This window comes from Mycolicibacterium vaccae NBRC 14118 = CIP 105934 (assembly GCF_001552715.1).
Classification (GTDB): Bacteria; Actinomycetota; Actinomycetes; order Mycobacteriales; family Mycobacteriaceae; genus Mycobacterium; species Mycobacterium vaccae.
The window spans coordinates 1-1839 of sequence record NZ_BCRS01000322.1; the positions used below are offsets into that span (position 1 = coordinate 1).

General features: G+C 59.5%; 3 protein-coding genes. 1 reads left to right on the top strand and 2 read right to left on the bottom strand.

Going from position 1 to position 1839, the window contains the following annotated elements; all coding sequences use genetic code 11:
- The first annotated feature begins 84 nt into the window (after positions 1–84).
- A complete protein-coding gene (locus tag MVA01S_RS31420) occupies positions 85–516 on the top strand; it encodes a hypothetical protein (protein ID WP_144033090.1) in 432 nt (143 codons plus the stop codon).
- A 6-nt stretch (positions 517–522) separates the two neighbouring features.
- Here MVA01S_RS31420 and MVA01S_RS31425 read toward each other — a convergent pair whose 3' ends face one another.
- Both MVA01S_RS31425 and MVA01S_RS29680 read right to left on the bottom strand, forming a co-directional pair.
- A complete protein-coding gene (locus MVA01S_RS31425) occupies positions 523–1233 on the bottom strand; it encodes a helix-turn-helix domain-containing protein (protein WP_003934075.1) in 711 nt (236 codons plus the stop codon).
- Entirely contained in the window at positions 1200–1373 is a 174-nt protein-coding gene (locus MVA01S_RS29680) for an excisionase family DNA-binding protein (protein ID WP_157895609.1), read from the bottom strand. The genes MVA01S_RS31425 and MVA01S_RS29680 overlap by 34 nt, the downstream gene beginning before the upstream one ends.
- Positions 1374–1839: the final 466 nt, after the last annotated feature.

Below are 1839 nucleotides of genomic sequence, written 5' to 3' on the forward strand. Positions count from 1 at the left end.
GTGATCAAACTAGGCCGCGAAAACAGACCCTGAGTTTCGCAGGTCCACTTCTCACGCCTGCCGACTCAGGTAATTTGCCTGTGCATGACGGGGGCTCAGAACGATCCGGTGTACGCGTTCTTCGTAAAGGCATTCGGCGGAGATATCAGAGAGCGCCCACCACGGCACTTTCTAGAGCTCGCCTATGAGTATGCGCCGAGCGCGATTCTTTACTTCTCCTACCTTGACCCCAAAACGAAAACGTGGGGCCTCTATTGGCTCACAGATACCGGCTTGGGAGTCATCACCTGTCAAGGTGGCGGCGACGACGCCGAAATGTCCGGCGACTACCGGCCTCTTGCGCGGATCAAATCTGTGAAACTTCAAGCGGTAGTAGAGGATAAAGGCTTCCGCGCCATCGCGTCCCCGAAGGTGCGAGTGCAATTTGATGCCGGAGATGACGTGGAGCTTCCTCCACCCGGCTATTACAGTCCCGAGCCTGAGGAATTCATCGCAGCGCTACTATCTCGGCTGTAACAGCGACTAAGCTTTTGGCCGCAGCCGGACAGTAAAGCGGTACGCGTAGTAGAGGTGCTTCTCATTCAGGATGTACTCAGCGTCGTAGTCGACTAGGGCGCGCTTTGCCAATGCCTCAACGGTTTTCTTCGCAGTCTTGCCGCTGAAAATCACTTCGCCCTCCGCCTGTACGCGGTCCCACAGGGCCTGCTGGGCCTCGGTTAGCGGCGGCATCGCCGCGATCGCTCCCAGTGACTCTGGAATCACCTTCACGAACGAGCTCGGGAGGGGGTGAACCTTGTCGTGCTCGATCGCTCGACCCTCGCCTGGCATAGTGCGCGGAATTCCATTACGACGGTTGTACTGAACCGTTCCGGGGATCTGACTTCGTCGAAGGTTCTGCCAGGAGCGCCGGGTGAGCCCACCCGGATAGGTCTCACGCTCCTCAGTCTCGGACACAGGCACAGGCGGCGGGGAGGATCGGTGGCGGGCAATGAAATCTTCGACGTCCGCGTGCGTCATGCGCCAGGTGCGCCCGATCTTGTATCCAGAGATCTTGTTACGTCGGAGCCTTTCGGCCAGCCAGCGTTCCGGTGCTTTCATGTCGGGCGGTAGAACCATCGCGGCGACTTCTTCGAGGCTGTACGTGACGATCGGCGGAGCGCTGCTCACTGGCTGAGTCGACTTCTCCGGCTCATGCCCGGTCATCGGGGTTCCCACGACCTTGATTTCATCCATGCGTCGATGTCGTCGGCCGTGAGCCGGTAATGCCGACCAACTTTCCCCACCGGATAGGCGGCAAGGTCACCGTCCTGGACGGCCTGCCGGATTGTCCGCAACGACACCGTCGCGTACTTCGCCGCAGACTCTGCAGTCATCCACGTCGTCATCGGACACCATTAAAGCCGCTCAGTAGGTCAACTGATGCGGTTCCCGGTTCCCGATCCCCTATGCGGGAACCGCTGACCTTTTCGACCCTCCTCGTAGATGGGTCCTCGCTGAGTGAGTACCCCCGGCCAGCCGCTGAACGGGCATTTTGTCGACACCAAACAAAATGGCTCAGGGGTCGCATTTCAAATGCCACCCTCCAGGTGTCTAACTTTAGACACCTGTTCCATCTGGAACACCTGTCCCAAACGGGACACCTGGACAGCAGTGTGCCCCGGCACCGCGTCGACGGCCGGGGCACACTTGGGGGAGTAGATCGAGCCTAACCGCTTGGTCGGACCCGAAATCGCACCAACTTCAGTCCCGCTTCTTCTGCAGCTCCTGCACAAGTGGTTGGAATATCCGGTACAGGGCGTCGGCGGCGCTACCCGGTATGCTCTCCGGTCGGCAAGCGAA